The following is a 24842-nucleotide window of genomic DNA, read 5'->3' as shown; positions in this document are numbered from 1 at the left end:
TTCACTGGACTTCACAGGTCAGCTGGCGGGGTCGTATCCGAAAGCGCGCACTTCCTGCGCGCAGCGGCAGGCTGCGGCAATCTTCGCTGCCCAATGCAGCGCAGCGTCGTAGGTGGGCAGTTCCAGCACGGCGTAGCCGCCTTCGATCTGCGCCGTCTGGGGGTAGGTGCCCTCGCTCACGGTACCGGCGCCGTCGACCATCACGGGCGGAACACTCTCATCGATGCCGCCGCCGAAGACCCAGACGCCGGCGTCCTTCGCCTCCTGGACAACGGCGTGCGATGCGTCCGATACCGCCTGCAGGCCCCCATCCGGGATGTCCATGGCACCGCTGGGAAACGAGATCAGGTACTTGGTCATTCCGCTGGCTCCTTCGTTGCAGACACGGGATCACCTTCATCCTTCCCACCCGGCCGGCGCCGCGCAAGGATTCAACCGCGTGGCCCCGTGACCGGTGATGCCAGTACCGGGTGCGCAAACATGGCAACAGGCACAATAGGCACATGGGAAAAACCAGCAAGGGCCGGATGCCGCGCCTGGAAGACGTGGCCAAGGTTGCCGGCGTCTCCCACCAGACCGTCTCCCGCGTGGTGAACAACCACCCCAACGTCAGCAAGGCGACCCGGGAAAAGGTGGAGGCGGCCATTGCGGAATTGGGATACCGGCGCAACACCGCCGCCCGGAGCCTGGTCACGCGGCGCTCGCAGACCATTGGCGTGCTGGCAAGTGAACTTTCCCAGTACGGCCCGGCGAACACCCTGCTGGGGGTTGAACACGCCGCCCGCAACGCCGGCTACTTTGTCAGCATCGCGGCCCTGCGGGAAGTCAGCCGGGACACCATATCCGACGCCGTGGGCCACTTCATGGACCAGGCCGTCGACGGGATCGCCGTGCTGGTGCCGCACTCGGACACCCTCGCCGTGCTGGAGCAAATGAACCTTCCCGTGCCAGTGGTGGCTGTCGGATCCGCCGGCAGCGCATCCATCAGCGGGGCCATGGTGGACCAGCGCGCGGGCGCCAGGCTCGCCGTCGAACATCTCATCAAGGAAGGCCACCGGCAGATCGGGCATATCGCAGGCCCGCCTGACTGGACGGACGGCGCCGAACGCGCGGAGGGGTGGCGTGCTGCGCTGCGGCAAGCGGGGCTGGACGAGTCCCTGCTGGTGGAAGGGGACTGGAGCGCGGGCAGCGGCTACGCCATCGGCCGCAAGCTGGCATCCGGACGCACAGCCACTGCCATCTTCGTGGGCAATGACCAGATGGCCCTGGGCCTGCTGCGCGCGTTCACCGAGGCAGGGGTCAGGGTGCCCGACGACGTCTCCGTGGTGGGCTTCGACGACCAGCCGGAGGCGGGGTACTTCACGCCCCCGCTGACCACCGTCCGCCAGGACTTCGAGGAGCTGGGGCGGCGCTGCATGGACATCATGCTGAAGGAAATCGAGTCCGGTGCCGAGGTGAGCTCCACCGTGGTGGAACCGGTGCTGGTCCGCCGTGCCAGCACCGCAGCACCCGCGTCCGCATAACCAGCCGGCCCGAACAGCCAAAAAAATATTTCCATGATTCTGCATCCAAACCGGGGGCTGCGCCGGTAGTAGGGGTGTCAGCAAAAAACGCCCGACAGCCGGGCCGTTCTAGGAGATAGACATGCGCAACAAAATCTTCACCGCAGGTGCCGGTGCAGCAGCCATTGCAGCCGCAATCGCTCTGGCCGGTCCCGCCCAGGCAGCAGGAGGGGATGCCCAGCTGTCGGTGCTGCACGGCGTTCCCGGACTGACCGTTGACGTCTGGGTCAACGGCGACCGCACCCTGGATGATTTCACCCCGGGAACCCTTGCCGGGCCGCTCGCCCTTCCCGCCGGCACCTACGAGATTGCCATCACGGCAGCCGACGCCGCCGACGCGTCCGCACCCGCCATTGGTCCCGTCAGCGTCAACCTTGCCGCAAACGGAAACTACACGGCAGCGGCCCACCTGGGCGCCGACGGCAAACCCACCGCCAGCCTCTTCACTAATGATGTGTCCCAGATCCCCGCCGGGAAGGGCAAACTCACTGTTCGGCATGCGGCCGCGGCCCCCGCCGTCGATGTCCTGGCAGGCGGCACCGCCGTTATCAGCAACCTGGCCAACCCGAACGAGCAGACCCTGGCACTTGATCCCGGCACTGTCCCGGCCGCAGTTGCCGCCGCCGGAACCACCACCCCGGTGATCGGTCCGGCGGACGTGACGGTGGCTGAGGGGACCCACACCATCGTCTACGCCTGGGGCAGCCTTGCCGACCAGAACCTGAAACTCGCCGTGCAGACCATCGAGGGCCTGCACTCCGCGCCGGCTTCGGTGCCGGGTGCCCTTGACGGTTCCAAGGATGCCGGTGGAGCGGGCACTGCCGTTGCCACCGCAGGGTTTGGCCTGGCAGCGCTGGCCCTCCTGGCAGGGGCGGTGGGCGCAGCCCGCGCGGTCCGCACCCGGCGGGCGGAGCTGTAACCGGACAGAAGCCTGAAGTACCAAAGCGCAGGGGCCCGGCCGGACATCCACGGACGGGCCCCTGCGCTGATCCAGCCACACGCACACAACACACGGAGGGAGGCGGCAGGCATGAAGGCACCCACGACGCCGGAAAGGGAGTACCGCCCTCGGCGTACCGCAGGCGCCGCCGCAGCAGCGATGGTGGCTGCTGCGCTGGTTCTGTCCGGTTGCGGTTCCGCCAGTACCGCGGTTTCCACGCAGCCGGCACCGCCTTTGGCCGCAAGCAGTCCGCCGGCCCCGTCGAACTCCCCGCAGCCGCCGGCTGCTTCCGCTCCCGGTGGCCCGGCCGGCCCGGCTGTTAATGCCCCCAGCGCCATCCCGCTGCGGCCGGCGACTCCGCCGGCCGCAGCCACGGTTGTGCCTGGACCAACGTCACTCACCGTGGCGGGCACAGCGATCAACATGCCGGTGGTGCCCGGGGGAGTGTCCGCCGGGGGAGCGATGGAAATACCTGACGTCTTCGACCGGGCCGCCTGGTACAAATTCGGCCCGGCGCCGGGAGCGGCTGAAGGAGCGGCGGTGATCGCCGGACACATCGACACCACCTCCGACCGGGCCCCGTTCTCGGCACTGAAGTCCCTCGCCGCCGGAACCGTCATCCGGGTGGGGCGGGACGGCGCTCCGGCGCTCACGTACCGGGTGGTGCGGGTGGAACTGATGGCGAAGGACCAGTTCGACGGCGGGTCGCTGTTCCGCCGGACCGGTCCGCATGAACTGAAGCTGGTCACCTGCGGCGGCAGATGGCTGGACGAGCGGATGGACTACAGTGACAATGTGATTGTCACCGCAGTCCCTGGATGATCGGTGGCCACCTATGTAACTCGTGCGCCGAAGCCGGGAAGGAGTCGCCCTGTGACGCTTCCCGGGCACGCTTCCCGCGGGTGGGATGACGCACTGACCGACTCCTTCCTGGCCGGGGATGAGCATGCGCTGGCGGCGGCCTACCGCGAGTTCGCGCCCCTGGTGCACACCCTGGCCCTGCGTTCCCTTCCGGACCGAGCGGCGGCGGACGACGTGACCCAGGAAGTCTTCATCCGGGCCTGGCGTTCGCGGAGCACCTTCAATCCGCAGGTGGCCAGGCTTCCGGCGTGGATTGTGGGAATCACCCGTAATGCCATTACGGATGCCCACTCGGCGGCAGCCCGGGAAGCCCGCAAGGCCTTCGCGGCGGCCGGAGCCGGCATGGCGGAAGATGCAGGAACAGGAACGGAAGCGGCGGAGATGCTGGCGGACCGCCTGCTCCTGGACGGCGAACTGGAGCGGCTGGGGGAGCCTCAGGGTTCGATCATGAAGCTCGCCTTTTACGAGGACCTGACGCACGAGCAGATCTCGCGCAAACTGGGCCTGCCCCTTGGTACCGTCAAGAGCCACATCCGCCGCAGCCTGTCGCACCTAAGAAGCAGATTGGAGGTAGACCATGCCGCATCTTGATCCGGAACAGTTGAGCCTCCTGGCGCTCTATGACGACTGGGGTGACCCGGGTGGCCGGGAGCACCTGGCGGCCTGCCCCGAGTGCGCCGCGGACTATGCCGCCCTTCGCCGGACGGTGGAAGCGGTAAAGACGGCCCCCGACACCAGCCGTTTGACGGTTCCCGGGCCGCAAGTGTGGGCTGGAATCCACCGGGAACTGGGGCTTGCTGATTCCCTCAGGGAGGATCCGCTGGCCGCGGGCTCAGCCGGGGAAGGTCCAGCGGGTCCTGCCGCGACGGCGGCACCCGGCGACCAGCCGCCGTCGAACGTTATTCCTATCCGTCCGCGGACAAAGGCCGCGTGGTGGCAGCGCCCCGGTACCTGGATGGCAGCGGCGGCGGCGGCCGTCCTGGTGGTTTTTGGCGCGGTGTGGACCTTGAACCGGCCGCCCCAGCCCCAGCAACTGGCCGCTGCCCAGCTGACGCCGTTGGCGCAGCACTCCGCTGAAGGATCCGCCAAGGTGGTGACGACCGCCGATGGTTCCCGCAGCCTCGAGATCAGCCTCGACAAGGATGAAGCCAGGGGCTACCAGGAGGTGTGGTTGATCGCGCCGGACCTTTCCCGGCTGGTGAGCCTCGGCGTCATGAATTCCACGTCCGGAACGTTCCAGGTGCCCCCCGGCCTGGACCTCTCCCAGTACCCGGTGGTGGATGTTTCAGACGAGCCCCTGGACGGCAACCCTGCCCACTCCAGCGTGAGCATCGCCAGGGGCACCCTTACGTCCTGACAAGTGCCCGTGCCCACCCGGTGATCCTGTTCCACTGGGCCACAGCGCCGGCGGTTACCAGCGCGGCGCCGGCATGCAGGTACAGCATCAGGTGCAGCGAGTGGGCGGCCGGAGCGCCAGGCGACGGCGGAACATCCGGTGCAGGCAGGCCGCCATGGACGTGGCCCGGCAACGGGACGGCATTGGCCGCGGAAAAGGCTGCGAAGGCAAGATGCAGCAGTTGTTGTGCGACGGCGGACACCAACAGGACTGCCCAGCCGGGAAGCTGCGCGGAGGCCAGCCGCTCCAGGACCACGGCGCCCAGGCTCAGCAGCGCCGCCAGTGCGGCCACGATGGCGATTGCGGGTGACTGGCCCCCGCCCGCAATGTGCGCGGCCAGTCCGAGGACGGTGCCCAAGGGTCCGGCCAGCCAGGTGAAGGCGCTGATGCGCGTACCGCGGGCAATCGGCTGCGTGTTTTCCATCCGTCCGCCCCTCCCGCGCTGCCTGGTCCTCATTGTTCCCTACCCAATCGGGTGCGGGTGAACCAGGGGGCGGTCAGCGGCCGAAGTGCGAGTGCGGCGGACCTTCCGGCAGCCGGTCCAGCAGCTCCTCTGCCACCTTGCGCACCTTGATGTTCCGGTGGCTCGAAGCCTTGGCGAGGATGGCGAAGGCCTCCTGGTAGGAGCATCTGTTCTGGGCCATGATCACGCCGCAGGCAACATTAATGGACGTGCGGCTGTCCAGGGCCGAGCGGAGGTCGGTGGCCAGTGAGCGGGCCGCGTGCAGGTTGATGGCCATCTGCAGGCTTTGGGTTGCCAGCGCGGCAAACGTGCGTGCCTCGGCAATGGCCTGCAGCGGGAAGGCTTTCGAGTCGCATGCGAAGAAGGCAAGCGCGGCGCTCGTCTGGCCGGGGACCTTGTGCCCGTCGGCCTGGTCATCTGCGGGGTTGTCGGTGTCCAGGCGGAGCCTCACCGCCAGTGCGCTGCCAAACCCGGACAACTGCAACTGTGCGGAGTATCGCTGCCACCGGAAGTCCCCGTTCCTCTGGAGCACCGCAACCGGGTGGCCGCCGGACATCACGTCAGTAACCGGCCCCTCGGCGCTTTCACGTTCCCAGTCCAGCAGGCGCACCACCTCATTTGTGGTGCCTGTAATGGAAGGAACCCGCTTGGGCTGGTGCAGCACCAGGCCGCACCCGACGTCGATCCCGGCAGTCCTGGCCACATGCCCAGCCGAGGCAGCCACCAGCAGGTCAAGCGAATCGGACAGGGTCTGCGCACCGTTGACCAGGTCCAGAACGAGGGCCGGGTTCCGTGGCGCGCCCCGTTGATGGCCTCCTGCTTCCGGATGGGGCACACGGCCCCTGCGGGCGTTCCCTGAAGAAAGAGGGCCGGCGACGGCTGGGGGAGAGCCCTTGGTCTCAAAGGACTCCTCGTCGCCGGCCCCGCTTATTACCCGTGTCCTATGGACCGGGAAGCCTGGGTTTACCTGTCGTGCATGCATTCCAGTCTCACACCCCCTAGTGAGCCAAGTACCGGGAAGCAGAACAGGTCTTGTCTCTGTGAAAAACCTAATTGCCGCCCGGCCTTCGGTGAATGCGTAACCGGTACCTGTCTTTTCAATTAGGTATTACTTGGACCCGGCTGGACAAAACACTTGACTCCGGAAGCAGGGCCGCCAACAATATTTCTATAACGTTGTAAAAGCCAAGCCGAGGATGCCTTCGTGACCCAGCCAGAACCCGCCGCAGCAAAAATCACCATCGACCCCTCCTTCGCCGTGGGGCCGGTCCGCCGTCGTACTTTCGGTGCCTTTGTGGAACACCTTGGCCGGTGCGTGTACACCGGCATCTTTGAGCCTGACCACCCGGACGCTGACGGGGCCGGCTTCCGCAGCGACGTCCTCGAGCTCACCCGCGAACTGGGCGTGTCAACGGTGCGTTACCCGGGCGGAAACTTTGTTTCCGGCTACCGGTGGGAGGACGGCGTGGGCCCGGTGGACCAGCGCCCCGTGCGGCTGGACCTGGCCTGGCACTCCACCGACCCCAACACCGTGGGCGCTGACGAGTTCGCTGCGTGGTGTGCCAAAGCCGGCGTGGAGCCCATGATGGCGGTCAACCTCGGTACGCGCGGCACCCAGGAGGCGCTGGACCTCCTGGAGTACTGCAACATCGACGCCGGCACGTCCCTTTCGGAACAGCGCCGGGCCAACGGCGCAGAAAAGGGCTACGGCATCAGGATGTGGTGCCTGGGCAACGAAATGGACGGCCCCTGGCAGATCGGGCACAAGAATGCCCTGGAATACGGCCGCCTTGCCGCCGACACGGCGCGCGGCATGCGCATGATCGATCCCGACCTGGAACTGGTGGCCTGCGGCAGTTCCGGGCCCACCATGCCCACCTTCGGTGAATGGGAGCGCGTGGTCCTGGCGGAAACCTACGAGCTCGTGGACCTGATCTCCGCGCACCAGTACTTTGAGGACTTCGGCGACCTGCAGGAACACCTCGCCGCCGGTCACAAAATGGAAGCCTTCATCCGCGACCTCGTCAGCCACATCGACCACGTGAAGTCGGTGAAGAAATCCAGCAAACAGGTGAACATCTCCTTCGACGAGTGGAACGTCTGGCACATGAGCCGGGACGAGTCCAAGGTGCCCACCGGCAAGGACTGGCCGGTGGCCCCCGTCCTGCTGGAGGACACCTACACGGTGGCGGACGCCGTGGTGGTGGGCGACCTCCTGGTCACCCTGCTCCGGAACACGGACCGCGTCCACTCGGCAAGCCTGGCGCAGCTGGTCAACGTCATCGCGCCCATCATGACCGAGCCCGGCGGCCGCTCGTGGAAGCAGACCACCTTCCACCCCTTCGCCCTGACATCCCGGCACGCGTCCGGCACCGTGCTGCAGCTCGCCGTCGAATCCCCGCTGGTCAGCGGCGGCAAGACCGCCGACGTCGCCGCGCTGTCCGCCGTCGCGACCTATGACGCGGACAAGGGCGGGGCCGTGGTGTTCGCCGTCAATCGGTCGGCCGACCAGGCGCTTACGCTCGACGCTTCCGTGGCCAGGCTGGGCAATGTCCGGGTGGTGGAGGCGCTGACCTACGCCAACAAGGACCCGTACTGGCAGGCAAGCGCGGATGATTCCACCTCCGTCCTGCCATCGGAAAACGGCACGGTAAAGGTCGACGGCGGCCAGCTCACCGCCGAACTCCCGGCAGTGTCATGGTCCATGATCCGGCTGGCGGTCGGTTCCTGACCCACCCCCGGAGTTTTTGGGCAGGTACGGGGACTTCCCGTCGCTTGGAGTCACGGTATCTGTCCAAAAACTCCTGGGCGGGGAGGGCGGGGGCGCCCCTATGACGACGGCGGGGCCGCAGGTGGGAGGATGGACCGCATGGAACTGCACATCACGGGCGATCCCGCTGCGGACAAGTTGTTGAGTGAGGACGCTTTCGCCCTGCTGACCGGCATGCTGCTGGACCAGCAGGTAACCATGGAATCGGCCTTCGCCGGGCCCGAGAAGATCCGCACCCGGATCGGGTCGCTGAAGCCGGAGGCCATTGCCGCCCACGATCCCCAGGAATTCGTGGAGGTATTCAAGGAACGGCCCGCCGTCCACCGTTTCCCCGGCTCCATGGCTGCACGCGTGCAGGCGCTCGCCGAGGCAGTCCAGAACGAGTGGGACGGTGACGCCGCCGCCATTTGGACCAAGGGCTCACCGGACGGCGCGGAGGTGCTGCGCCGGCTCAAGGCCCTGCCCGGGTTCGGCGAGCAGAAGGCCAGAATCTTCCTGGCCCTCCTGGGCAAGCAGCGGGGCCTCGAAGCGCCCGGGTGGCGTGAAGCCGCGGGACATTACGGTGAGGACGGCAGCTACCTCTCAGTGGCAGACATCGTGGATCCGGAATCCCTGGCGAAGGTCCGCGCCAGCAAGCAGGCCGCCAAGGCGGCAGCGAAAGCAGGAAAAGAACGTTAATGGCAGTCACCATGAATGACGTCGCACGGGCGGCGGGCGTTTCCCTCAAGACCGTTTCCAATGTCCTGAACGACTACGAATTCATCCGTCCGGCCACCAAGCAGCGGGTGCAGGACGCCATCGCGGAGCTGGGCTACGAGGCCAACCTTACGGCCCGCAGCCTCCGGTCCGGCAAAACCTCCATGCTGGGCCTGGTCCTGTCCGACCTCTCCGCCCCGTACTACGCCGAGCTGGCCTCCAAGCTGATGAAGGCCGCCTCCCGCCACGGCTACCGGGTGCTGGTGGAGCAGTCCGACGCCGAGGAACCCGTTGAACTCAGTGCCCTGCAGGGGACGTTCCGGCAGCTCACGGACGGCCTGTTGTTCACGCCGCTGGTGGTGGACGCGGACGCCATTGCCGCACGGGCCGGCAACAAGCCGTTGGTGATGCTCGGTGAGCACATCATGGATCCCCGCTTTGACCTGGTCACCATGAAAAACGAGGAAGCCGCGGCTTCGCTCACAGCGCACCTGCTGGCTGGCGGCCGCCGTCGTATTGCTGTCATCGGAGCGAACGCCGGGGAGTCCTCCGGCAGCGCGGGCCTGCGGCTGAACGGGTACCGGAAGGCACTCGAGGAGGCCGGCGTCCCGTTCGACCCCGCGCTGGTGGCACCCGCCGAGTGGCGCCGCGACGCGGGTGCGGCCGCCGTGGCCCGGCTCCTGGAATCCGGCGTGGAATTCGACGCCGTCTTCGGGCTGAATGATGTCCTGGCACTGGGCGCATTGCACGAACTCCTGATCCGCGGGGTCAAGGTGCCGCAGGAAGTGGCGGTGGCCGGCTTTGACGACATCGACGAAGCCCGGTTCGCGTCCCCGTCCCTGACCACCGTCTCGCCGGGCATGGATGAGATCGCGGAGAGGTCCATCGGCCTGCTGCTGGACCGGATAGGCGGCCGTGAGACCTCCGGTGCGGGCGTGCACGTGAAGGCCGGGTTCGAGCTGAAGATCCGGCAGTCCGCGCCCTAGTTTCCCGGACACTGCAGGTTTCGCACTGCAGGTTTGGCCCGCTCCGCCTGCGGGTACGCCTATGGCACCGGTTCAAGAGAAGGAAAGGTGCCCCCATGATTGCCCTCCTGGTCATCGACATGCAGAACGCATTCTTCGAAACACCCGAACTGGCAGCCCAGCAGGAGCGGGTGGTCAGTGAGTGCAACCGGCTGCTGGAAAGCTTCAAGGCAGCCGGACACGCGGCCCTTCTGGTGGGCACCGAACATGAGCGGGACAAATCCACCTGGACCCTCAGCATGCTCGACGACGACCAGGGCTTCATCTTCCGCGGCAGCGAGCAGGCCCGGTCTGTGCCGGGGCTCATCACCGAAGACCTGCCGCAGCTGAACAAGACGAGGGACAGTGCGTTCGTGGGCACCAACCTGCTGGCCCGGCTGCGGAACTGGAACGCGGATGAGGTGGTGCTCGCCGGAGTTTCCACCCACAACTGCATCGCCCAGACGGCTGCGGACGCATTCGCGCACAACATCCGCGTGACGTATGCGAAGGACGCCATGGCATCCGAGGCGGACCAGGACGCCGCCGACATGCTCCGCATCCTCTCCAGCACCTACCGCCAGCCCGTCCAGTCCAGCGACGAGATCCTGGCCCGGCTCAGCGGGTGAACGCGGCCGGATAGAGCTGCCTGACGCTGCTGAAACGTGGTGGAAACGTGCCGGGTTTACGCTGGACCCCACGCCGTTGGCCGTCGAAGGGAACTCCATGCATCTGATGCCGCGTGAGCAGGAAAAGCTTCTGATCGTGGTGGCCGCGGACCTGGCCCGGCGCCGGCAGTCCCGCGGCCTGAAACTCAACTACCCCGAGGCCGTGGCCATCATCAGCTACGAACTGATCGAGGGCGCCCGGGACGGCCGCACAGTGGCGGACCTGATGAGCTACGGCACCACCCTCCTCTCCCGCGGGGACGTCATGGAAGGTGTGCCGGAAATGATCCACGACGTGCAGATCGAGGCCACCTTCCCGGACGGCACCAAGCTGGTCACCGTCCACAACCCGATCCGCTAAGGAGCGCCGCAATGATTCCAGGCGAGTACGTCCTCCGGCCGGAGCCCGTGACCGCGAACGCGGGCAGGGACGCGATCGAGGTGGCCGTGACCAACACCGGCGACCGGCCCGTCCAGGTGGGCTCCCACTTCCACTTCGCCGAGGCCAACACGGCCTTGTCCTTCGACCGGGACACCGCATACGGCCGGCGCCTGGACATTCCCGCAGGAACGGCTGCCCGGTTTGAACCGGGGGACTCCCGCAACGTGCGGCTGATCAAACTGGCAGGGCACCGCGAGGTGTACGGGCTCAGCAACGCAGTGAATGGACCGCTCGACGGCGGCACCCGCCTGGAAGGGGATGCCAAGTGAGCTTCGAGATTCCACGCCGTCAGTACGCGGACCTGTACGGCCCCACGACGGGGGACAAGATCCGCCTGGCTGACACCGAGCTGTTCCTGGAGATCGAAAAAGACCACACCGTCTACGGCGAGGAAGTGGTGTTCGGCGGCGGCAAGGTAATCCGTGACGGCATGGGCCAGAACGGCCAGGCGGTCAGGGACGATGACGGCCAGGGCAGCGCCATCCCGGACACCGTGATCACCAACGCGGTCATCCTGGATTACACCGGCATCTACAAAGCGGACATCGCGCTGAAGGACGGGCACATCTTCCGGATCGGCAAAGCCGGCAATCCGCAGATCACCGACGGTGTGGACATCGTGATCGGCGCCGGCACGGAGATCATCGCGGGGGAGCGGAAGATCCTCACCGCTGGCGGCATCGACACGCACATCCACTTCATTTCCCCGGACCAGGTGCCCACCGCCCTCGCCAGTGGCGTCACCACCATGATCGGCGGCGGCACCGGCCCGGCCGAAGGCACCAAAGCCACCACCGTCACCCCCGGAAAGTGGCACATCCAGCGGATGCTGCAGGCCGCCGAGGGACTCCCCATGAACATCGGCCTGTTCGGCAAGGGCCACGCGTCCGCCGTCGAACCCCTCGCCGAGCAGATCCGCGCCGGTGCCATCGGGCTGAAGGTCCACGAGGACTGGGGCGCCACGCATTCCTCCATTGACACCTCGTTGAAGGTGGCCGACGAATACGACGTCCAGGTGGCCATTCACACCGACACCCTCAACGAGTGCGGCTTCGTGGAGGACACCATCCGGGCCATCGGCGGCCGCGTGATCCACACCTTCCACACCGAAGGCGCCGGCGGCGGCCACGCGCCGGACATCATCAAGATCGCCGGCATGCCCAACGTCCTGCCGGCCTCCACCAACCCCACGCTGCCGTACACGCGGAACACCATCGAAGAGCACCTGGACATGCTGATGGTTTGCCACCACCTCAACCCGGACATCCCCGAGGACGTGGCCTTCGCCGATTCGCGCATCCGCGCCGAAACCATCGCCGCAGAGGACGTCCTGCAGGACCTGGGCATCTTCTCCATCACTTCCTCCGACTCCCAGGCCATGGGCCGGGTGGGCGAGGTGATCACCCGCACGTGGCAGGTTGCGGACAAGATGAAGAAGCAGCGCGGGGGTTTGGACGAGGCCGACGGCGGGACAGCCCCGGGTGCCCACGGCTCGCCAGGCAGCGACAACTTCCGGATCAAGCGCTACGTGGCCAAGTACACCATCAACCCTGCCATCGCCCAGGGCATCGCGGACTCCGTGGGGTCCGTGGAAGTGGGCAAGTTCGCCGACCTGGTGCTGTGGGATCCCGCGTTCTTCGGCGTCAAACCGGAACTGGTGCTCAAGGGCGGGCAGATCGCCTACGCGCTGATGGGGGATGCGAACGCTTCGATCCCCACCCCGCAGCCGCGCACCATGCGGCCCATGTTCGCGACCTTCGGCAGGGCCATGCAGCAGTCCTCCATCACCTTCCTGTCGCAGGCCGCAATCGACGCCGGCGTGCCCGAGGAACTGGGGCTGGAGAAGGTCATCCGGCCCGTCTCCGGCATCCGCACGCTCACCAAGGCAGACCTGAAGTACAACGACGCCACCCCGGACATCCAGGTGGACCCGGAAACCTACCAGGTGACGGTCGACGGCGAAGATGTCACCTGCGACCCCGTTGACGTGCTGCCCATGGCGCAGCGCTACTTCCTGTTCTAGACCTCCATCCAACTTTCGGAGAACTACGTGATCATCGAAAAAATCCTCGGCAACCTGAACGACCTGCCGGACCCCGAAACCTACGCCGGCCTCCACCGGGAAAAAGTGGTTCTCCCCAGCGCCCAGCTGGTCAAACGCATCCAGCGCGCCACCACAGACCACGGCAAGGAGATCGGCATCCGCCTCCCGGCCGGGTCCGGGGACCTCCGCGACGGCGACATCCTCCACGTGGAAGAGTCCAACATGATCGTGGTGTCAGTCCTGCCCACCGACGTGCTCGTGATCGCGCCCCGGAGCATCCCCGAAATGGGCGTCGTGGCCCACTCCCTCGGCAACCGGCACCTCCAGGCCCAGTTCTTCGATGCTTCGTCCGAGTACGGGGCCGACGTCATGGTGTGCGCCTACGACCACACCGTCGAGGACTACCTCCGCCACAACTCAGTGCCCTACACCCGCCAGGAACGCGTCATGCCTGTACCTTTCCGCCATGCTGAGCACTCGCACTGAGGTTAATGCGCTGCACGCTTCCATTGAGGTGCGGGCTAGGGACGCCGCGAGGGATATGGGGCCGTGCCCGCTTCGCGGTGCCCGCCACGCCGCGGCCCCATATCCCTCGCGTCGCTTGGGTTCCTCACCTTGGGTGCGCCTTCAGTGAGTGGGTATCAGCTTGCACTTCAACAGCTCACCGACTCTGCGCTTCCTACTGGGGCTTTTGCGCACTCGCTTGGGTTTGAGACTTATGTCGACGCCGGGCTCGTTTTTGATGAGGAGTCATTCGGAGTGTGGCTCTCTGCTTTTGTGGGGCAGCAGCTTACTTACTCTGATGGATTGGCCATTCGCCTTCTCTTTGAGGGGGTTGATCTTGGGGAACTGGACTCGCTGCTTACGGCTTCGCTGTTGCCCCGGCAGGTTCGGGAGGCCAGTTGCAAGATGGGGCTTCGGTTGCTCGAAATTGGTGGGGAGGTGTTTCCTTCGGCTGCGCTGGCACTGTACCGGGACCTGGTGGGTGCAGGCCTTGCCGCCGGGCACCAGCCGTTGGCGTTCGCCGTCGTCGCCCGTTCCCTTGGGGTGCCGCTGCAGGAAGCGCTCGCCGCCTACCTCTTCGCAGCTGTCACCTCGCTGACGCAGAACGCCGTCCGCGCCGTCCCGCTCGGCCAAAACGCCGGGCAGCGGGTGCTCAGGAAAGCGCACGACGACGTCGCTGCCGCCATCGACAGCATCGCCCGCCTCACGCCGGACGACTTGGGCGCCGTCAGCCCCGGACTGGAAATTTCGCAAATGCGGCACGAGCGCCAACGCGCCCGGATGTTCATGAGCTAGCTGTGCTTTGAATTCAAGGAGGAAACAATGAGCGAACCCATCAAGATCGGCATCGGCGGCCCCGTCGGCGCCGGCAAAACCCAGCTCGTGGAGCGGCTCACCCGGCACATGAGCGGTGAGATCTCCATGGCTGCCATCACCAACGACATCTACACCATCGAGGACGCCAAAATCCTTGCCGCCAACGGCATCCTGCCCGTGGACCGGATCATCGGCGTCGAAACCGGCGGCTGCCCCCATACCGCCATCCGCGAAGACACCTCCATGAACACCGCCGCCATTGAGGAACTCAAAGCCCGGCACCCCGACCTGCAGGTCATCTTCGTCGAATCCGGCGGCGACAACCTCTCCGCCACCTTCAGTCCCGAACTCGTGGACTTCTCCATTTACATCATCGACGTTGCCCAAGGCGAGAAAATCCCCCGCAAAGCCGGCCAGGGCATGATCAAGTCCGACCTCTTCATCATCAACAAAACCGACCTCGCCCCCCACGTGGGTGCCGATTTGAGTGTAATGGAGAAAGATTCGAAGGACTTTAGAGGGGATAGGCCTTTTTGTTTCACTAACCTGAAAACTGACGAGGGCCTGGACAAGGTCATTGATTGGATCCGGCACGACGTCTTAATGCTCGACTTGGCGCAATAGACATGGCTATGGACCTGCGCAAAGGTGACGTACTCGTTGAGGCGGCGAGGCCGGATTTTGGGGCCGCGGCGTGGCGGGCACCGCGGAGCGGGCACGGCCCCAAATCCGGCGAAGCCGCCGGACCCAGCCACGGACAGGCACCAATGGGGCGGCTTGAGCTGGGCGTCGGTATTCGTGGCGGCCAGTCGGTTGCCTCGCGCCAGTTCCACGAGGGCGCTCTTCGGGTGTTGCGACCTCATTATCTGGATGAGTCCGGGCAGGTTTGTTATGTCGTTGTGAATCCAGGCGGGGCTTATCTTGGGGCTGATCTCTTTGTCATTGATGTGGAAGTGGGGGACTGCGCCTCGCTGCTGTTGACCACTCAGTCCGCTACGAAGGTTTACCGGACTCCCGGGTCGTTTGCCGAGCAGCGGATGAATGTCCGGCTGGGGGAGGGGGCGCGGCTGGAACTCATGCCGGACCAGCTCATCGCCTACCGGGAGGCCAGCTACCGGCAACGGACCTGCGTGACCCTGCGCCCGTCGTCGAGCCTTGTCATGGCGGAAGTGGTGACACCCGGCTGGTCCCCGGACGGAGCGGCCTTCCGCTACGAAGAAGTCCGGCTGCGCAACGAGGTCCATGTTGAAACCGGCCAAGGGACGGAGCTGCTGGCGTTGGACAACCTGCTGATCCGGCCGCCGCTGCATGACATCACCGGGCTCGGCTTCATGGAGGGCTACAGCCACCTGGGGTCGCTGGTGGTGGTGGACGCCCGCGTGGATCAGGCGCTCGCCGACGAACTGCACCTGCTCACCGCCGGCCGGGAAGCCCTGACCGGTATCTCGCTGACCCGCACCGTAGCAGGGACCACGGGGCTGGTGCTGCGGAGCCTCTCCAACAGCACCGACGAACTGAACCGACTGCTTCGATCCTGTACCGATTTGCTCCGCCACCGCTGGTACGGCCAAGAGCCATTGGACCTGAGGAAGCACTGATGACCAGCATCGCCGCCCTCTACCGGGAACGGGACGCACTGCCGCTTCGGATCCGGGCGCTGTTCACCTTTGGTGCGGTGGCCGCGCTCCATGCTGCCGCCGTCGTACTTCTGTTTGCCGGGAACACCGGCGCTGACCGTTCGCAGGCACTGTCCGGGGGACTGGTCCTCACCGCTTACCTGGCGGGCGTGAAGCACAGCTACGACTGGGACCACCTGGCTGCCATCGACAACTCCACGCGGAAGTTCGTGGCGCAGCGGCAGGACCCTGTGAGCGTGGGCTTCGCCTTCAGCCTGGGCCACAGTTCGGTGGTGACCCTGGCCGGCGTGCTGGTGATCGCCGGCGCGTCCATGGTGGGCGGGCTGATGCAGGAGGGGACGGCCGGAAGCGTGGTCCTGGGGCTGATCGGCAGCGGCGTGTCCGGGCTGTTCCTGCTGACCATGGGTTTGTTCAACGGCTCCGCGTTCGCGTGTTCGGCCAAAGCGTACCGCAGGGCGCGGACCGGCGCCGCCATCAACCCCCGGGACCTGGAGCCGCAGGGCATGGTGGTACGGCTCCTCGGGCGGCCGCTGTCCCGGGTGCGCCGGCCACGGAACATCTACGTGATCGGCTTCCTGTTTGGCCTGGGGTTCGATACCGCCACTACCATCGGGCTGCTGATGATGACGACGGCGGCCTCGCTGGCCGGGGTGCCGCCCTTCGCCTTGCTCGCGCTGCCGCTTGCCTTCGCTGCCGCGATGACCCTGTGCGACTCGGTGAACGGGATGGCCATGATGCGGATGTACCGCTCAGCGCTGGACGATCCCCAGCGGAAGCTTGGCTTCAACGCGCTGGTCACCGGCATTTCCGCGGTGTCGGCGCTGTTCATTGCGGTGGTCACGCTGGGCGGTTTCGCCCACGCGGCGTTTGCCCTCCAAGACCCGCTGACTGCGTGGCTGGGATCCATCGACCTGGGCGACGCCGGCCTGCTGCTCGTGGGTGTCCTGCTGGCCGCCTGGGCCGCGGCGGTGCTGAAGTTGAGGCGGTCCCGGCACCAATAGTCGGGCGCGGTGCCGGCTTGACTGCCTGCACCGCGCCCTCCGCCGGTCCTGACTGGCTCCTTGGCCTCTTTAGCCGAAGTCGGCTACGTAGCTGGGAACCCCGACGGCATCGGTCGAAACCGGTGCGCCTGTGTCGTTAACAACGTGATCCAGCGTCCCCGCGCCAAGATTCACTGTCAAAAGGCTATGAAGCTTCACTCCGGGCGTTACGGGCACCTCGAAGCCCCGGGTAGCGTGGATGGTGGGGTCCACGTTGTTGTACACGTAGCTGCCACCGCCCCACAGTTCGTGGGCCTTGACGGAATCCGAGACCTTGTAGCCTGCCCAGCCGAGGACCCCGTCGTGCTGCCAGGCTGCCTGGTTGGGCGCATCGTAGGGCAGTTCATTCTGGAAGAAGACCGTCTTGCCGCCTTCGCCGTTCCAGATGACGTTGTACTGCTGGTAATGCTCCACGAACAGGCCCGTCGCGGTGACGTTGTCACCGTTGATGATGACGCCGTTCCTGCCCGTGTTGGTTGTCCAGCCGACGCCGTTCCCGTGGTCTGCCCGCCAGGCCCAGATGTGGTCCAGCAGGACATTGTCGCTGTTGACCTCCAGGCTGACCGAGGCTTTGCCGACGTGCGGGCCGCCGATCCGGAAGAACACGTCGTGGAGTGTGGTGGGGTTCGCGGGGTCGCTGTGCACGGGCGAGTTGGCCGACCCGCCTCCCGCACCCTCGGCGGCCTTGCCGATCCGCATCAGGGCCGGTGAATTTACCTCGCCGGCATCAACGGTAACGGCGGCGATATCGACACCGGGTACGTCTGCGACCGTCAGGGGAACTGCTCCATTGACAGCGGTGAGTGTTGCCATGCCCAGCCCAAGAACCACGGTTCCTGCGCGCTTGACCTCGATGCTCCGGTCAACGTCGTAAACCCCCGGGGTGAGGATCAGGTTCTTTCCCCTGGCCAGCTGGGAGTTGATGGTCTGGACCGAATCTTTGGGGGTTGCGACATAAAAGTCGGCCAAGGGGATGCTGCGGCCCTCCGTGGGACCGTTTTCCCAGGTGGTCCCGGCGGAGTCCTGACGGACGGCAGGCACGAACACGCTGTACTGGCCAGCTGAATCCAAAGTCAGGTATGGCTTCTCGCGGCTTATCGGGGTGCTGGTCAGCGTGGTGTACGGCGGGTTGGGGAAGGAATCCGCAGGTGCCCCGCCCACGCCCGAGAACACCTGGTTCCAGACTCCGTTGGACCAGCTTCCTATGCTGCTGTCACGCACCAGGTATTGCTGCTGGGAGCCGTTTATGACCGCACCAGCCTTTGAATCCGCAATAAAACCCCCACTGGCGTACTGCGGTCCGGCGGTGCAGTAGTCCATCAGGGAGAGGTTGCCGCCGGCGATGTTGACCCGGCGCATGGGGGAGGCCTGTGAAGCTGCCCAGAAATTCGCTGAGCTGCGGCAGCCTTCAAGTCCCGTGACGTTGATGGTGAGATTGGACAGCGAACGCCAGAAGTTGTTCAGCGCGATACAGTTGTCCGCGGTCAGGCAACGGTTGTAAACGTCAACATGACCGTTGATGGTGACATCGGTAGGTGCAGCACCCAGCCCCGCAACCTCCGTTGAGTAGCCCACCTGGACAATCAGCGGCTCCTCCGGGGTGCCATAAGTGCCGGGCTTGAACAGCAGTGAGTAGCGCTTGGTCCCCATCTCGTCGTCCACCTGCTGCGCCGCAATGGAGTCCACCGTGGCTTGGATTTGCGCCACTGGCATGCTCGGATCGAAAACGTAGACATTGGGTCCGAATGGATGCTGGGCCGCCCGTAGTGGCCCCGCTGGTGAAGCTTGGACCTGCTGTGGTGATCCCTGCGGCAGTACTGACGGTGAAGCATGGGCTGAAGCGTTGCCACTGGCGGCGAGAAGTCCGATGAGAAGGGCGGTGCTGGTGGCAAAAAGGCTGGAGTGGTGCCGGCGCGATGCCGGGGCGGGTTGCGACGTGTCAGGGCGTTGGGCTAGCGGCATTGCTGGTCCTGTCATTGGTGCGGCGGGTTTGAACGGGGCCCTCTCGTGTAAGCACCCATAGGGTGGTGGGAGCGCTCCCGTCGGGGAAGCGTAACATCGCGCTTTTACGGCGGCAAGGGTTTGAGGGAGCGCTCCCACCCTCCTTGACATGCTTTGTGAACTGCGACACCATGGCGTGGAAGCGCTCCCACGACGGGTGTGCGTCTGCTCTCTCCCTTCCCGGCACCTGTCGCATCTGTGGCCGCATCCTGCGGGGAAGTGCGGAAAATCTTTTAGACAAAGGAGTCCTCCCCTGTGAAAAATTCCGGCAAGTTTTCCCTGCTTTCGGCTGCCGCCGTCTGCCTGGCCATGTCGCTTTCGGCCTGCGGATCCGCGGCCCCTGAAAAGGGCGGTGTGAATGAGGCCACCGGCTCCAAGCCGGTCACCCTTACTGTCGCCACCTTCAACGAATTCGGCTACGAAAAACTCTTTGATGAGTATGAAGAACTGAACCCGAACGTCACCATTGAGCACAAAAAGGCTGCCACCACCAACGAGGCGAGGGACAACCTCACCACACGCCTGGCTGCCGGCTCTGGACTGTCCGATATCGAAGGCATCGAGGTGGACTGGCTGCCGGAACTGCTCCAGTACCCCGACAAGTTTGCCGACCTCAGTGACCCGGCTGTGGAGGGACGATGGCTGGACTGGAAGGCCCAGGCCGCCACGACTCCTGACGGCAAGCTCCTCGGTTACGGCACGGACTCCGGGCCCGAAGCCGTTTGCTACAACGCCGAATTGTTCAAGAAGGCGGGATTGCCCACCGACCGCGCTGAGGTGGCCAGGATGCTTGGCGGAACCTGGGACAGCTACTTCGACGCCGGCCGAAAATTCAAGGCGGCCGCTCCGGGCGCTGCATGGTTCGATTCTGCCGGGGCCATCTACCAAGGCATGAGCAACCAGTTGGAGAAGGTTTACGAGAACGAGGACGGCACCGTCATCGCTACTGAAAACCAGAAGGTAAAGGACATCTACAGCCAGGTGTTGAAAGCTTCCACGGAGGACGGGCTGTCCGCCCACCTCAAGCAGTGGAGCGACGACTGGGCCGCCGGCTTCCAGAGTGGAGCTTTCGCCACCACTCTCTGCCCCGGCTGGATGCTCGGTGTCATTGAAGGCAATGCGGCAGGAGTCACTGGCTGGGACGTAGCCAACGTCTTTCCCGGCGGCGGCGGAAACTGGGGTGGGTCCTACCTGACCGTTCCCACCCAGGGCGCGCACCAGGCTGAGGCCAAGAAGCTGGCCGGTTGGCTGACGGCGCCGGAGCAACAGATCAAGGCGTTCACCGCAAAGGGCACCTTCCCCAGCCAGAAGGAGGCCCTGGACAGCAGCGAACTGCTTGGCCAGACCAACGCATTCTTCAATGGTGCCCCTACCGGCGAGATCTTTGCCGAGCGTGCCAAGGCTGTTGAGGTGACCCCGTTCAAGGGCGCCAAGTTCTTTGCCATCAACGATGCCATGCAGCAGGCCCTCACCCGGGTGGACGTCGACAAGACGGACGACGCCGCCTCCTCCTGGGATAAGTTCGTTGCCGCGGTGAAGTCGCTCTAGTCGTGGCTGTCACCGACCGGGTCAAACCGCCAAGCGCCGGGCGCAACCTCCACGCCATGAATGAGGAAAAGAGCGTCCGGCGCCTCGCGTTCTCCCACAGGGCTTCCAAGTGGGATGTCAGGCTGTCCCCCTATCTCTATATCTCCCCGTTCTTCATCCTTTTTGCCATCACGGGTCTCTTCCCGCTTGTGTACACGGCATGGGTCTCACTTCATAACTGGAACCTCATCGGAGGGCAGGGAAAGTTCGCGGGACTGGAAAACTATGCCTTCGTAGTGGCCCAGCCCTACTTCTGGAATGCTGTTGGCAACACCTTCAGCATCTTCATCCTGTCCTCGGTTCCCCAGGTTGCCATCGCACTGGTGATTGCGGCGGTTCTGGATGCGAACCTGAGGGCCAGGACGTTTTGGCGGATGGGGGTCCTGGTGCCGTTCGTCGTCGCGCCCGTGGCGGTGGGGCTGATCTTCAACAACCTTTTTGCAGACCAGTTCGGGCTGATCAACGAGATGCTGAAGGCAGTGGGCCTTGACCCGGTCCGCTGGCATTCGGATTCGCTGGCAAGCCATGCGGCCATCGCCACCATGGTTAACTTCCGGTGGACGGGCTACAACGCGCTGATTTTCCTTGCTGCCATGCAGGCGATCCCGAGGGACGTGTTCGAGGCGGCAACGATCGACGGAGCCGGCCGCCTGCGCCAGTTCTTCTCCGTAACGGTGCCCATGCTTCGCCCCACAGTGATCTTCGTCGTCATCACCTCAACTATCGGTGGGCTCCAGGTTTTCGATGAGCCACGAGTGTTCGACCAGTCCGGCCTGGGCGGAGCGGACAGGCAGTGGCAGACGCTGACCATGTACATCTGGGAGCTGGGCTGGGGCCAGCGGAACTTCGGCCGGGCCTCCGCAGTGGCGTGGCTGCTCTTCCTCATCATCGTGCTGATCGCCCTCCTCAATTTCATCGTCACCAAGCGCATCGCCAGCCAGGGAGGCCGCAAGTGAGCTCCATTCCCATGACTGAACAGACTGCCGGCAAGGGAGCCGCCAGGGCGGCGGCCCGGCGAAACGCCGGCGGGAAACCCAAAGCAGGGTTTGGCGGTGCACGTCGGCCCGGCTTCCTCACCTATGGTTTCCTGGGCGCTGTGCTTCTCGCCTCGATTTTTCCGCTGTACTGGTCCTTCCTGGTGGGCAGCCACGACAACACGGTACTCAGCCGCGGCATCCCGCTGCTCCCCGGCGGAAACTTCCCCGCCAACGCCGCAAAGGTCCTCGACAGCATCCCGTTCTGGAAAGCCATGGGCAACAGCCTCATCGTCTCCGGCGTGACTGCCGCGTCCGTCGTCGTATTCTCCACCCTGGCCGGATTCGCTTTCGCCAAGCTCCGCTTCCGGGGTAGCAAGGCGCTGCTGATCTTCGTTATCGCCACGATGGCAGTTCCCACCCAGCTGGGTGTTGTCCCGCTGTTCATCGTGATGTCGAAGCTCGGATGGACAGGTTCGCTGTGGGCCGTGATCATCCCGGGCCTTGTCACGGCCTTCGGAGTGTTCTGGATGACGCAGTACCTTCGGGACGCCCTGCCGGACGAGCTTATTGAGGCGGTCCGGATGGACGGCGCGTCGATGATCCAGGCGTTCTGGCACGTCGGATTCCCGGCCGCCCGGCCTGCAGCGGCAATGCTTGCCCTGTTCACGTTCGTGGCCACCTGGACAAACTTCTTCTGGCCCTTCATCGTCCTCGACCCCTCAAACCCCACCCTTCCGGTGGCACTGCAGTTGCTCCAGGCTGCCCACTTTGTTGACTACTCGGTGGTCCTGGCCGGCGCTGTTCTCGCTACCGTCCCTCTCTTGCTCCTGTTCATTGCGGCAGGCCGGCAACTCGTATCAGGAATCATGCAAGGAGCAGTAAAAGGATGAGTTTCACCCCACTTTCGTTTCCCCAGGATTTTCTCTGGGGTGCCGCCACGGCTGCCTATCAGATCGAAGGCGCCACCCACGCGGACGGGAGGCAGGACTCGATTTGGGATACCTTCGCCCGTATTCCCGGAGCCGTGGCGGACGGGCATAACGGAGACGCGGCCTGCGACCATTACCGGCGCTACCGGCAGGACGTAGCGCTCATGGGCCAGTTGAACATGCAGGCCTACCGCTTCTCCACGTCGTGGGCCCGGTGCATGCCTGACGGTGTGACGCCCAACCCCGAAGGCATCGCTTTCTACTCCCGCTTGGTGGATGAGCTGCTCACGGCCGGCATCACGCCCTGGTTGACCTTGTACCACTGGGACCTGCCGCAGGCGCTGGAGGACAAGGGCGGCTGGGCGAACCGGGAAACCGCCTACCGCTTCGCCGAATATGCGGCGGTTATGCATAACGCCTTGGGCGACCGGGTCCGGTTCTGGACCACCCTGAACGAACCCTGGTGCGTCGGCATTCCTTGGCTACGCGGCCGGCGTCCACGCGCCGGGCCGGCAGGAACCCCGGTCCGCGCTGGCCGCGGCCCACCATCTTCTGCTCGGCCACGGACTCGCGACCCGGGAAGTGCGCACTCTGGATGAGGACGCCGCCCTGGGCATCACTTTGAACCTGACCGTGGCGGATCCCCGGGATCCGGACAGCGAAGGTGACTGTGACGCCGCCAGGCGGATGGATGGGCAGTTCAACCGCATCTTCCTGGATCCGCTGTTCAAGGGGGAGTACCCGGTCGACCTCCTGGCGGATGTTGCGCACTTGGGGCTGGTTGATTTTGTACGGGAGGGCGACCTGGACATCATTTCGGGGCCCCTGGATCTGCTCGGCGTCAACTACTACCACGGAGAATCCGTGACGAAGGATCCCCAAGCCCCATCCGAGGGTGGGGAGGAGGTGCCGGGGGCGGCCGCGGGGCAGGCGCTCCGCCCGACGTCTTCCCCCTTTGTCGCCGCAGATGGCGCGCGCTCCGTCCCCCGGGGGCTACCTGTCACCGGCATGGGGTGGGAAGTCCAGCCGGAGGGGCTGCGGCGACTTCTTAACAGGCTGCAGGCCGAGTACACCGGTCCGGCGGAAATCCCGGTCTACATCACCGAAAACGGTGCTGCATACGATGATGTCCCGGACGCATCCGGCTTCGTTGACGACCAGGACCGGCTCTCGTTTTTCTCCGCCCACCTGGAGGCTGTCCACGCTGCCATTGCTGACGGTGTGGATGTCCGCGGTTACCTGGCCTGGTCCCTCATGGACAATTTCGAGTGGTCCTTTGGATACCACCAGCGTTTTGGTCTGGTCAGGGTGGACTATCAAACCCAGGAGAGGATACCGAAAGCAAGCGCTCTGTGGTACAGCGAGGTGGCCGCTGCTAACGCCTTGACCACTGCCGGCCTCCACATGCCATCTTCTGGACGGGGTGTCGTATTGTCTGTGTAATGAACGAAAAGACTACCCGCCCCGCCCTTGCCAGGGCGGGGCGGCCAAGTCCGACGCTGGAGGATCTGGCCTCGGCTGCCGGGGTGTCCCGCTCCACTGCCTCACGGGCCATCAACGGCGGATCGAAGGTCAGCCCGGAAGCCCAGGCCGCCGTCGATGCCGCGATCATTACCCTGGGCTACACGCCCAACCGTGCCGCACGCAGCCTGGTGACCCGTCGCACGGCATCGGTTGCGCTGGTCATTCCGGAACCGGATGCGCGGGTCATGATGGATCCATACTTCGCCGCCGTGATCACGGGCGTTAATGAAGCACTTCGCAATACCGACATGCAGCTCGTGCTGTTGATGTCCCGGGCGGGGGACGACTCCGCGCGGACCCTCCGGTACCTGCGCGGTGGCCACGTGGACGGGGCAATCGTGGTATCACACCACCGTGCAGACGATTGGGTGGAGACCTTGGGGGAAACAGGACTGCCAACAGTCTTTATAGGCAGGCCATGGGACACGGCCTCAGGGCTGCCCTTTGTCGACCTGGACAACTTTGAGGGTGGCCGCTTGGCTGCGCGGCACCTGGCCCAAATGGGACGTACCAGGCTGGGAACTGTTGCCGGTCCCACTGACATGACAGCCGCCGTCGACCGCCTGGAAGGATGGATGCGTGGGCTCAGTGAGGCCGGGCTGCAGCCCGGCCCGGTCATCCACGGCGACTTCACGACGGCGGGCGGTGCCGGCGCCGCAAAGAGCCTCCTCACCCAATCGCCCGGGCTGGACGGCATTTTCGCCGCCTCGGACCTCATGGCGCTGGGCGTGGTGGACGCCGTGCGGAGCATGGGCCGGCGTGTGCCTGACGACGTGGCCGTTGTTGGCTTCGACAACCATTCCATCCTCGCTGCCGACGGCCTGGGACTGACCACGGTCGCCCATCCGATGGTTGACATGGCGGTGGCAGCGGGACAGCTCTTGATCCGCGCCATCGAGAACCCCGATCAACGGCTGGACCCGGTAATCTATCCGGCCGAACTGGTGGTACGCGGGAGCGCAGCTTCCTGACCCCTAAGCC

The 24842-nt window shown here is 65.4% G+C and carries 25 protein-coding genes and 1 pseudogene; 22 read left to right on the top strand and 4 right to left on the bottom strand.

The window, feature by feature from the left end:
• Nucleotides 1-18: 18 nt before the first annotated feature.
• Nucleotides 19-360 carry a YciI family protein gene (locus QFZ57_RS03440; protein WP_306897980.1) on the bottom strand — a complete coding sequence of 114 codons (342 nt, stop codon included), beginning with the start codon at nt 358-360 and terminating at the stop codon, nt 19-21.
• Between the two features lie 143 nt (nt 361-503).
• Here QFZ57_RS03440 and QFZ57_RS03435 point away from each other — a divergent pair, with 143 nt between their 5' ends.
• The 5 genes from QFZ57_RS03435 (at nt 504) to QFZ57_RS03415 (ending at nt 4720) form a co-directional block, all read left to right on the top strand.
• Nucleotides 504-1523 carry a LacI family DNA-binding transcriptional regulator gene (locus QFZ57_RS03435; RefSeq protein WP_306897978.1) on the top strand — a complete coding sequence of 340 codons (1020 nt, stop codon included), beginning with the start codon at nt 504-506 and terminating at the stop codon, nt 1521-1523.
• A gap of 121 nt (nt 1524-1644) precedes the next feature.
• On the top strand, nt 1645-2481 hold the full coding sequence (locus tag QFZ57_RS03430; protein ID WP_306897975.1) for a DUF4397 domain-containing protein: 837 nt from the start codon (nt 1645-1647) through the stop codon (nt 2479-2481).
• Between the two features lie 111 nt (nt 2482-2592).
• On the top strand, nt 2593-3324 hold the full coding sequence (locus QFZ57_RS03425) for a class F sortase (RefSeq protein WP_306897973.1): 732 nt from the start codon (nt 2593-2595) through the stop codon (nt 3322-3324).
• Between the two features lie 51 nt (nt 3325-3375).
• A complete protein-coding gene (locus tag QFZ57_RS03420) occupies nt 3376-3954 on the top strand; it encodes an RNA polymerase sigma factor (protein WP_306629060.1) in 579 nt (192 codons plus the stop codon).
• Nucleotides 3941-4720 (top strand): anti-sigma factor, encoded by a 780-nt coding sequence (locus QFZ57_RS03415; protein ID WP_306629059.1) that lies wholly within the window; start codon nt 3941-3943, stop codon nt 4718-4720. Before QFZ57_RS03420 ends, QFZ57_RS03415 begins: the two co-directional genes overlap by 14 nt.
• Here QFZ57_RS03415 and QFZ57_RS03410 read toward each other — a convergent pair.
• Together QFZ57_RS03410 and QFZ57_RS03405 are read right to left on the bottom strand one after the other, a co-directional pair.
• A complete protein-coding gene (locus QFZ57_RS03410) occupies nt 4710-5183 on the bottom strand; it encodes a hypothetical protein (RefSeq protein ID WP_306897970.1) in 474 nt (157 codons plus the stop codon). The genes QFZ57_RS03415 and QFZ57_RS03410 overlap by 11 nt on opposite strands.
• 73 nt (nt 5184-5256) lie before the next feature.
• Nucleotides 5257-6057, bottom strand: a complete 801-nt coding sequence (locus QFZ57_RS03405; protein ID WP_306897968.1) for an ANTAR domain-containing response regulator — start codon at nt 6055-6057, stop codon at nt 5257-5259.
• A 369-nt stretch (nt 6058-6426) separates the two neighbouring features.
• Here QFZ57_RS03405 and arfA point away from each other — a divergent pair, with 369 nt between their 5' ends.
• From arfA to QFZ57_RS03345, 12 genes are all read left to right on the top strand, one after another.
• On the top strand, nt 6427-7953 hold the full coding sequence (arfA, locus tag QFZ57_RS03400; RefSeq protein ID WP_306897966.1) for an arabinosylfuranosidase ArfA: 1527 nt from the start codon (nt 6427-6429) through the stop codon (nt 7951-7953).
• Nucleotides 7954-8082: 129 nt separating this feature from the next.
• Nucleotides 8083-8670 (top strand): HhH-GPD-type base excision DNA repair protein, encoded by a 588-nt coding sequence (locus QFZ57_RS03395; RefSeq protein ID WP_306897964.1) that lies wholly within the window; start codon nt 8083-8085, stop codon nt 8668-8670.
• On the top strand, nt 8670-9674 hold the full coding sequence (locus QFZ57_RS03390) for a LacI family DNA-binding transcriptional regulator (protein ID WP_306897962.1): 1005 nt from the start codon (nt 8670-8672) through the stop codon (nt 9672-9674). Before QFZ57_RS03395 ends, QFZ57_RS03390 begins: the two co-directional genes overlap by 1 nt.
• Before the next feature lie 95 nt (nt 9675-9769).
• Nucleotides 9770-10321 (top strand): cysteine hydrolase family protein, encoded by a 552-nt coding sequence (locus QFZ57_RS03385; protein WP_306629053.1) that lies wholly within the window; start codon nt 9770-9772, stop codon nt 10319-10321.
• Between the two features lie 97 nt (nt 10322-10418).
• Entirely contained in the window at nt 10419-10721 is a 303-nt protein-coding gene (locus QFZ57_RS03380; protein WP_306629052.1) for an urease subunit gamma, read from the top strand.
• An 11-nt stretch (nt 10722-10732) separates the two neighbouring features.
• Entirely contained in the window at nt 10733-11071 is a 339-nt protein-coding gene (locus QFZ57_RS03375; RefSeq protein WP_306629051.1) for an urease subunit beta, read from the top strand.
• Entirely contained in the window at nt 11068-12825 is a 1758-nt protein-coding gene (gene ureC / locus QFZ57_RS03370; protein ID WP_306897958.1) for an urease subunit alpha, read from the top strand. Before QFZ57_RS03375 ends, ureC begins: the two co-directional genes overlap by 4 nt.
• Nucleotides 12826-12852: 27 nt before the next feature.
• On the top strand, nt 12853-13332 hold the full coding sequence (gene ureE, locus QFZ57_RS03365) for an urease accessory protein UreE (protein WP_306897957.1): 480 nt from the start codon (nt 12853-12855) through the stop codon (nt 13330-13332).
• 144 nt (nt 13333-13476) lie between these two features.
• On the top strand, nt 13477-14145 hold the full coding sequence (locus QFZ57_RS03360) for an urease accessory protein UreF (RefSeq protein ID WP_306897955.1): 669 nt from the start codon (nt 13477-13479) through the stop codon (nt 14143-14145).
• Nucleotides 14146-14172: 27 nt separating this feature from the next.
• Nucleotides 14173-14790, top strand: coding sequence for an urease accessory protein UreG (gene ureG / locus QFZ57_RS03355; RefSeq protein WP_306897953.1), 618 nt, complete (start codon nt 14173-14175; stop codon nt 14788-14790).
• A gap of 143 nt (nt 14791-14933) precedes the next feature.
• Entirely contained in the window at nt 14934-15764 is an 831-nt protein-coding gene (locus QFZ57_RS03350) for an urease accessory protein UreD (protein ID WP_306901518.1), read from the top strand.
• A complete protein-coding gene (locus QFZ57_RS03345) occupies nt 15764-16804 on the top strand; it encodes a HoxN/HupN/NixA family nickel/cobalt transporter (protein ID WP_306897951.1) in 1041 nt (346 codons plus the stop codon). Before QFZ57_RS03350 ends, QFZ57_RS03345 begins: the two co-directional genes overlap by 1 nt.
• Before the next feature lie 69 nt (nt 16805-16873).
• On the opposite strand, the gene QFZ57_RS03340 is transcribed toward QFZ57_RS03345, so the two are convergent.
• Entirely contained in the window at nt 16874-18805 is a 1932-nt protein-coding gene (locus QFZ57_RS03340) for an adenylyl cyclase (RefSeq protein ID WP_373461176.1), read from the bottom strand.
• A 294-nt stretch (nt 18806-19099) separates the two neighbouring features.
• Here QFZ57_RS03340 and QFZ57_RS03335 point away from each other — a divergent pair, with 294 nt between their 5' ends.
• The 5 genes and pseudogenes from QFZ57_RS03335 to QFZ57_RS03315 all read left to right on the top strand — a co-directional run bounded on the left by QFZ57_RS03335 (nt 19100) and on the right by QFZ57_RS03315 (nt 24832).
• Nucleotides 19100-20392, top strand: coding sequence for an ABC transporter substrate-binding protein (locus QFZ57_RS03335; RefSeq protein WP_306897947.1), 1293 nt, complete (start codon nt 19100-19102; stop codon nt 20390-20392).
• 2 nt (nt 20393-20394) lie between these two features.
• Nucleotides 20395-21387, top strand: coding sequence for a carbohydrate ABC transporter permease (locus tag QFZ57_RS03330; RefSeq protein WP_373461175.1), 993 nt, complete (start codon nt 20395-20397; stop codon nt 21385-21387).
• Between the two features lie 11 nt (nt 21388-21398).
• Nucleotides 21399-22298 (top strand): carbohydrate ABC transporter permease, encoded by a 900-nt coding sequence (locus QFZ57_RS03325; RefSeq protein WP_373461174.1) that lies wholly within the window; start codon nt 21399-21401, stop codon nt 22296-22298.
• Nucleotides 22295-23780 (top strand): annotated as a pseudogene (locus QFZ57_RS03320) (glycoside hydrolase family 1 protein). The gene QFZ57_RS03325 and the pseudogene QFZ57_RS03320 overlap by 4 nt, the downstream one beginning before the upstream one ends.
• Nucleotides 23780-24832 carry a LacI family DNA-binding transcriptional regulator gene (locus QFZ57_RS03315; protein WP_306897940.1) on the top strand — a complete coding sequence of 351 codons (1053 nt, stop codon included), beginning with the start codon at nt 23780-23782 and terminating at the stop codon, nt 24830-24832. The pseudogene QFZ57_RS03320 and the gene QFZ57_RS03315 overlap by 1 nt, the downstream one beginning before the upstream one ends.
• The last annotated feature ends 10 nt before the right edge of the window (nt 24833-24842 follow it).

The sequence above is a fragment of the Arthrobacter sp. B1I2 genome, from assembly GCF_030816485.1.
Lineage (GTDB): Bacteria > Actinomycetota > Actinomycetes > Actinomycetales > Micrococcaceae > Arthrobacter.
The sequence above is the reverse complement of the archived record's forward strand: the minus strand, read 5'-3'. Positions and strand labels throughout refer to the sequence as shown.

Bases quoted from the DNA above. Each gene is read 5' to 3' on its own strand.
- QFZ57_RS03390 (WP_306897962.1), top strand. From the start codon at position 8,670: ATGGCAGTCACCATGAATGACGTCGCACGGGCGGCGGGCGTTTCCCTC.
- QFZ57_RS03425 (WP_306897973.1), top strand. From the start codon at position 2,593: ATGAAGGCACCCACGACGCCGGAAAGGGAGTACCGCCCTCGGCGTACC.
- QFZ57_RS03325 (WP_373461174.1), top strand. From the start codon at position 21,399: ATGACTGAACAGACTGCCGGCAAGGGAGCCGCCAGGGCGGCGGCCCGG.
- QFZ57_RS03385 (WP_306629053.1), top strand. From the start codon at position 9,770: ATGATTGCCCTCCTGGTCATCGACATGCAGAACGCATTCTTCGAAACA.
- QFZ57_RS03395 (WP_306897964.1), top strand. From the start codon at position 8,083: ATGGACCGCATGGAACTGCACATCACGGGCGATCCCGCTGCGGACAAG.
- QFZ57_RS03315 (WP_306897940.1), top strand. From the start codon at position 23,780: ATGAACGAAAAGACTACCCGCCCCGCCCTTGCCAGGGCGGGGCGGCCA.
- QFZ57_RS03350 (WP_306901518.1), top strand. From the start codon at position 14,934: ATGGGGCGGCTTGAGCTGGGCGTCGGTATTCGTGGCGGCCAGTCGGTT.
- ureG (WP_306897953.1), top strand. From the start codon at position 14,173: ATGAGCGAACCCATCAAGATCGGCATCGGCGGCCCCGTCGGCGCCGGC.
- QFZ57_RS03435 (WP_306897978.1), top strand. From the start codon at position 504: ATGGGAAAAACCAGCAAGGGCCGGATGCCGCGCCTGGAAGACGTGGCC.
- QFZ57_RS03380 (WP_306629052.1), top strand. From the start codon at position 10,419: ATGCATCTGATGCCGCGTGAGCAGGAAAAGCTTCTGATCGTGGTGGCC.
- QFZ57_RS03410 (WP_306897970.1), bottom strand. From the start codon at position 5,183: ATGGAAAACACGCAGCCGATTGCCCGCGGTACGCGCATCAGCGCCTTC.
- QFZ57_RS03375 (WP_306629051.1), top strand. From the start codon at position 10,733: ATGATTCCAGGCGAGTACGTCCTCCGGCCGGAGCCCGTGACCGCGAAC.
- QFZ57_RS03440 (WP_306897980.1), bottom strand. From the start codon at position 360: ATGACCAAGTACCTGATCTCGTTTCCCAGCGGTGCCATGGACATCCCG.
- QFZ57_RS03415 (WP_306629059.1), top strand. From the start codon at position 3,941: ATGCCGCATCTTGATCCGGAACAGTTGAGCCTCCTGGCGCTCTATGAC.
- QFZ57_RS03345 (WP_306897951.1), top strand. From the start codon at position 15,764: ATGACCAGCATCGCCGCCCTCTACCGGGAACGGGACGCACTGCCGCTT.
- QFZ57_RS03340 (WP_373461176.1), bottom strand. From the start codon at position 18,805: ATGCCGCTAGCCCAACGCCCTGACACGTCGCAACCCGCCCCGGCATCG.
- QFZ57_RS03430 (WP_306897975.1), top strand. From the start codon at position 1,645: ATGCGCAACAAAATCTTCACCGCAGGTGCCGGTGCAGCAGCCATTGCA.